This is a genomic window from Mycobacterium sp. UM_Kg27, from assembly GCF_000972905.1.
Lineage (GTDB): Bacteria > Actinomycetota > Actinomycetes > Mycobacteriales > Mycobacteriaceae > Mycobacterium.
In genome coordinates this window covers 1-6375 of record NZ_JRMM01000184.1, presented here as the reverse complement: position 1 = coordinate 6375, position 6375 = coordinate 1, and the positions used below count along the sequence as shown (strand labels likewise).

Genomic DNA, 6375 nt, shown 5'->3' with positions numbered 1-6375 from the left:
TGGCTGCCATGTCGTTGCTGATTCTTCCTGCCCGAACACCGGGCATCAGAGTCGCACAACAACTGGACCACTACGAGGGGCTCACCTCACTCGGCCGCACCAGTTTGAGGAGCCACGTCCTAGATCCCGCAACCGTGAGGCCGCTGACGAGAACTTCACCTACCTTCGGCTCAGCGACAGCTTTGCGCAATTCAGTGATGGTGTATTCGACAATGCGAGCGTCGTTGCCTGTCCACACGGGCTGGGTCGCGGCGGTCGGGCCAGAAACAAGTCGATGTCGCTGATCACGTGGCACCTACAGCGGCCGTAGGGTCTCATGTTGCGTGTCGTTTTCTTGGCGGCGGTGCCATGTCTTTTCCATATGTCTCGTGAATTGGTCATCCAAGTAGATGCACATTTCAGAGCGGCGCGCACTCGGCCTTCTCGGTGCTGTTGTGTGCGCCTCGTCGGTGGTGCAGGATTTCGGCTGCGCCGGCTTCTATGCGCGACTATTCAGGGGCCGAGTATCTCGTTCAGTGCCTCTCGCAGCACGGTGATGTGATCTCGGTTCCCGGCCGTCTGGTTGACGTACGTACTCTCGACCGCTATCCGAAGGGATATTGGGGCGTCTTGTAAGGCATGTGAGGCCAATTTGTCGAACGTAGCGCGGAGACGGTTGAGCGAGCGGCTCGAAGGGAGCGGCAACCGGTCCGCGTAGTCCGGAGATTGCAGCCGGGCATGGAATCGTGCCAGGTCGGCAAAAGCATCACGAAGATACACGGGCTCGAAATCGTGGGCGCGCGCTGTTAGAAACTCCGTTAGCCAGCAGGCCAACAGGCTCTCGTAAGTGCTCGGATCGAACGGATCGGTAAACACGGCGGACGATACGGCGCAAGGCGTTGTGCCAGTCTCGCAGCCGCAATCAACAGAGGCTGATCGAACCTCCGCGAGCACGCTTCTTAACGGATCGTCCGGAGGATAGATGGTCTGCGCGCCGATCCCGAGTACTGGATCTTCGAACACCAATCCGGTGTGCTGCCGGAACCGAGTATCCCACCCGAAGCCTACGTACTGATGGAAGATCTGCGGCAGGCCCGCGATGACGAACACGCCGGCCTGGTTGTCGATGCGCTCCACGCCGCGAGGAACGACGAGTTGGAGGGGCCCGATTGGATTGCCTTTCCCCGCGCAGATGGCGGCGTACTCGCTCGGCTTGATGGCCCAGACGACCCCGAGGTCTCCCGACTCTCCACCCTCGGTAGCGAAAAAGAGTCCCACCCATGGGTTTCGGCTGAAATCGACTAGCCACGTCGGCGTCCCGAGGATGTCGGCGGCCGAATAATGCTGAGCTACTGCCATAGCGTCCTTGAAAGAGAGACCGAGACGATTGGCAATCGCATATCCGACCTGGCAAGCGCTGGCGGCCCGACTCTGCAGTTCAGCCCTTCGTTTGGGGCCCTCCGGCAATCCTCGGTAAATTGTCGCTCCGACCTCCCAGGAATCCTTCCGCTGGCCACGGTAGAGCCAAAGAGAGTCCGATGGTTGTTTCTGGCACCTAGTCGACGCCGTGGGATACCCTTGCCACCACGTGAGTCGGTCGAAAGCGAGATGGTAAACGTCCTCGAAAACAAATCCCGCCTCTGCCGAGTCATAGCTCGACCGTAGGTCAGCGATCGTCCCGAACTCACTGACCAAGCTGTCCGGCGGCCCCGGCAGTCCGGACTTGATGCCCAGGCAGGCGGCCTTGTATTCCAGAAGCGTGGCATCAAAGTAGCGGCGTCCCTGGCCCGCGGCCTGGAGCAGGGTCAAGAACGCCCAGCCGTCAGGGTCGTCGTCAGTGAGCCGCTGCTCGAGCTCACGGAAGCGTAGATAGGCTTTCCGCCAGGGGTGTTCGCCCGCAGGCGTCGATGGGTTCGGCGGAGAACTCATCACCATATTGTTCGCCCTCAGCCGCAGTTCCGGCAAGGAACCATGCGCACAAGCGTCACTACACGGGTCGATGCTTGCAGTTGAGGAATTTTGTAGAGCACGACCAGGATGTGCGATGAGCGTGATCGTTGTCGCGGAGCAGTACTCGGGCCTCCCGCGGTACCCGTCGGTCGCGGCAGTGTTCCGCCTGCCGGGTCATGTGGATGAACTGGCGCACCAGTCGGCATTGTGCAGCCCGTAATCGGTTCCGCACCGGGTGATCAGGGCTTGGCTGAATTCGTATTGCGCCCGTTTGCCGTGGAATTCGAGTCCGGTGCGCTCACCATCACCCGTACCGGCTCGTCGGTTTCGAGGTGGAAGAAAGACATTGGATGCCGACGATCACTACTTGATGCCCGGCCATCAGTCCTTCATGAACCCGATCACGGTGTAGTCCAGATCCGCCAGGCCCGGCGCCCCGAAGTTGGCCAGCGAACTGCGCACCGCGACATTACCGGTGGTCTGAATCAGGGGCAGGCTGAATCCTTCGGCCCACAGCAGGCTGTCGACCTCGTTGGCCCGGGCGCGAGCCAGCGCCGGATCGAGTGCCTCCAGTGTCTCCTCGATCTTGGCGTCGATGGCTGGGCTGCCGATCTTGCCGAAGTTGGCCTCCCCGTAGGAGGCGGAGATCTGGTTGAGCCCGGCCAGCGGGAAGGCGTCACCGACCCAACTGAATTGGGCGATGTCGAAGTCGCCGACGTTGACGTAGTCGGTGAAGAAGCCGCCCCCGGCCTTGGCGTCCAACTGCAGCTTGACCCCGATTTGGGCCAGGTTGTGCTGGGCCACTTGGGCGAACTGCCGCGTGCTCGATGCGTCGTAGAACAGGTGGCGGATCACCAGCGGGCGACCGTTCTTCTCCCGGAACTTGCCGTGCAGTGTCCAGCCGAGCTCGTCGAGTTCGCGTGCGGCGCGCTCGGGGTCGTAGGCCACCACCGCGCTGTTGTCCTGGTAGCCCTCCTGGCCGGCGACGTAGATGTGGTTGTTCAGCGGCACCGGGTCGGCGGTCAGGCCGCGCTGGGTGACCTTGGCGATGGTGGACCGGTCGATGCCGCGCATGACCGCCAGCCGCAGCGCTTTGTCGGACAAGATGGCGCCGGGTGCCCCGTTGAAGGTGAAGTGGTTCCAGGCCGGCGTCGGCGCCCGCCGGATCGCGATGCCCTCGGTGCGGCGCGCGATCGTCAACTGATCCAGGGTGGCTACCCCGGTGGCGTCGATGGTGTGGTTCTGCAGCGCCGGCATCCGGGCGGCCTCGTCGAGCACCAGGTAGGTGATGGTGTCCAGCTTCGGAGTCCGGCCCCACCAGGCGGGGTTGCGGGTCAAGGTGATCCGCTGACTGGTGCGGTCCAGCGTCGACAGTACGAACGGCCCGGCCGAGGGGCCCGGCTTGCTCAGCTGAGCCTTGTTGAAGGTCTGCGGGTCGCCGGTCATGCTGGCCGGCAACAGCATCGAGTTGCCCGCGAACATGCCCCGCCACTCGGCGTAGGGCTTGGCGAAGCGCATCACGGCCTGCCGGTCGTCGACGCCGCGGGTCACCGAGGCGACCCGCTCGGCGCCGTTGGTGGTCGCGATCGCGTACCCGCTGTCGGCGCCACTGGTGGCATGGATCTGGCTGGCGATGTCTTTCCAGGTGAGCGGTGTCCCGTCGCTCCACACCGCTTTCGGATTGATGGTGTAGGTGACCACCTGGGGGTTGGTGCCGGTCAGCTCCACACTGGTGAAGTAGTCGGTGTCCACCGTCGCCGAGCCGTCCGGGCCGATGGTGAATGCCCGCGGCATGGTGGCCTTGAGCATGGCGGCGTTCTCGGCCAGGTTGCCGTCGATGTGCAGCGGGTTGAAGTTCGGCGGGAACTGGGTCATCGACAGCCGCAGGTTGCCGCCGTCCCGCAGTTTCGCCGGGTCCTGCGGGTTGATGTCGCTGGCGGTGCCGACCGTGGCGGTGCCCTCGGGTGCGGTGATATCGACTGCCGCGCACCCGTTCAGCGCCAGGCCGGCAGCCAACACGGTGGCCACCACCCCGTTGACTCTGCGTCCACCAGGCACTCTTCTCGCACAACTGTTTGGTGAGCGCAGAGTCAACGTCATAGTCATAAGTGTGGCACCGCGGCCAAGAGACGCCGGGTGTAGTCGTGTTGGGGATCGCGGAACACCTGATCGGCCTCGCCCTGTTCGACGATCGCTCCGGCGTACATCACCGCGACCCGGTGCGCTAGGTGTTTGACCACCGAAAGGTCATGCGACACAAACAGGTAGGACAATCCGAGTTGCTGCTGCAGGTCCAGCAGCAGGTTGATGATGCCGGCCTGAATCGACACATCGAGTGCGGACACCGGTTCATCCAGTGCGAGGATCTTCGGCTGCAACGCCAGGGCCCGGGCGATGCCGATCCGCTGCTTCTGCCCGCCGGAGAACTCCGAGGGATAGCGCAGCGCGTCGCCGCGGCGCAGCCCCACCAGCTCCAGCAGTTCGGCGACCCGGGCATGGATGGCGGCCTTGTCGGAGCCGTTGGCGCGCAGGGGTTCCGCCAGCAGTTCGAACACCGGCAGTCGGGGATCCAGTGAAGCGACCGGATCCTGGAACACCACCTGCAGGTCACGCCGCAGGGCACGACGGCCGTCGCGCTTCAACGCGGCGACATCGGCGCCGAGCACTTCGATCGACCCGGACTGCGGCGCGGCCAGCTCCAGGATCTGGTGCAATGTGGTGGATTTGCCCGAGCCGGATTCGCCGACGATGCCCAGCGTGCGGCCCTGCTGCAACTCGAAGCTCACACGAGAGACGGCGCGCACCTCGCCGGCGCGGCGGCGCAGCACCCCCTTGGTCAGCGGGTAGGTCTTGACCAGATCGCGGACCCGCAGCACGGTGCGGGTTTCCGCCGCGACCGCAGCCGGCACTTCGGTGCGCACGCCATAGATGTCGGCAGCGCTGCGCCCGATGACCTGGTCGGTGTGAATGCAGGCCGCGGAATGGTTCTCCCCGACGCTCAGCAGTTCCGGCTCTGCCGCCAGGCAGTCGTCGGCGGCCAATGGGCAGCGCGGGGCAAAGGGACACCCCGCATCTATCCCGGCCGTCAATGACGGTGGGGCGCCCGGGATCGGCACCAGCCGGGTGCCCTGTGGGGCGTCCAGGCGGGGCACCGAACCCAACAGGCCGACCGTGTAGGGCATCCGCCGGTCGGAGTACAAGACCTCGACCGGTGCGGCTTCGACCACCCGTCCGGCGTACATCACCAGGGCCCGGTCGGCGAATTCGGCGACCACTCCGAGGTCGTGGGTGATGATCAGTACCCCGGCACCGGTCACATCACGCGCGGTCTTGAGGACCTCGAGGATCTGGGCCTGCACGGTGACGTCGAGCGCAGTGGTGGGCTCGTCGCAGATCAGCAGGTCCGGGTCGCAGGCGATCGCGATCGCGATCACCACCCGCTGCCGTTCCCCGCCGGACAGCTCATGCGGAAACGCCCGCGCCCGTTGCTCGGGCCGGTTGATCCCGACCAGCTCCAGCAGCTCGACTGCCCGTCGGCGCGCCGCAGCGCGGCCCACCCGGGGCTGGTGCACTTCGATGGCCTCGGCGATCTGATCGCCCACGGTGTACACCGGTGTCAGCGCCGACATCGGATCCTGGAACACCATCCCGATCGAGGCGCCGCGGAACTTCGACATGGCGGTGTCGCCCAGCCCGATCAACTGCGTGCCCTGCAGGCGCACCGAACCGGACACCTGCGCATATTCGGGCAGCAGCCCCATCACGGCCATCGCCGCCGCGGATTTGCCTGAGCCCGACTCGCCGACCATCGCCACCACTTCGCCGGCGTCAACGTGGTAGCTGACGCCGCGCACCGCACGCACGGCGTCGCGGCCGGCGCCGAACGTCACGGCCAGGTCGGAGACTTCCAGCAGGGTGCTCATCAGCGGCCTCGCAGCGTCGCGGCGTCGGGGTCCAGGGCGTCCCGCAGGCCGTCCCCGGCGAGGTTGGCGCAGACCAGTATCGTGATCAACACCCCGGCCGGGAACAGGAAGACCCACGGGAAGGTGATGGCCGAGGCGGTGCCGTCGGCGATCAGGGTGCCCAGCGAGACGTCGGGCGGCTGGATGCCGAAACCCAGGTAGCTCAAACCGGTTTCGGCCAGGATCGCCACCGCGACGTTCAGCGCGGTGTCGATGATCAAGATGGACGCTACGTTGGGCACCACGTGGTCGATGATGATGCGCCGGCTGGAGACGCCCATATACCGTGCGGCCCGGATGAATTCACGTTCCCGCAGGCTCATGGTCAGCCCGCGCACCATGCGGGCGCTGATCATCCAGCTGAACCCGGCCAGCAACAGCACCAACAGGGCGATGTTGCCGCTGTTCTTGGTACGTGGGGTGATGATCGCGATCAGGATGAAGGCCGGCACCCTGTCTCTTATACACATCTGACGCTGCCGAC

4 protein-coding genes are annotated in these 6375 nt (G+C 65.1%); all 4 read right to left on the bottom strand.

From position 1 onward, the window contains the following. Positions 1 to 492: 492 nt before the first annotated feature. Complete coding sequence (locus LI94_RS19680; protein ID WP_192831009.1) at positions 493 to 1908, bottom strand: FRG domain-containing protein; 1416 nt, start codon at positions 1906 to 1908, stop codon at positions 493 to 495. A gap of 402 nt (positions 1909 to 2310) precedes the next feature. After that, entirely contained in the window at positions 2311 to 4029 is a 1719-nt protein-coding gene (locus LI94_RS19675) for an ABC transporter family substrate-binding protein (protein ID WP_239651277.1), read from the bottom strand. Between the two features lie 2 nt (positions 4030 to 4031). Continuing rightward, entirely contained in the window at positions 4032 to 5852 is a 1821-nt protein-coding gene (locus LI94_RS19670; protein WP_046302252.1) for an ABC transporter ATP-binding protein, read from the bottom strand. Next, positions 5852 to 6375: ABC transporter permease (locus LI94_RS19665; protein ID WP_046302251.1), on the bottom strand; the 524-nt coding region annotated here is incomplete at its 5' end. The genes LI94_RS19670 and LI94_RS19665, both read right to left, overlap by 1 nt.

Bases quoted from the DNA above. Each gene is read 5' to 3' on its own strand.
- LI94_RS19680 (WP_192831009.1), bottom strand. From the start codon at position 1,908: ATGAGTTCTCCGCCGAACCCATCGACGCCTGCGGGCGAACACCCCTGG.
- LI94_RS19675 (WP_239651277.1), bottom strand. From the start codon at position 4,029: ATGACGTTGACTCTGCGCTCACCAAACAGTTGTGCGAGAAGAGTGCCT.
- LI94_RS19670 (WP_046302252.1), bottom strand. From the start codon at position 5,852: ATGAGCACCCTGCTGGAAGTCTCCGACCTGGCCGTGACGTTCGGCGCC.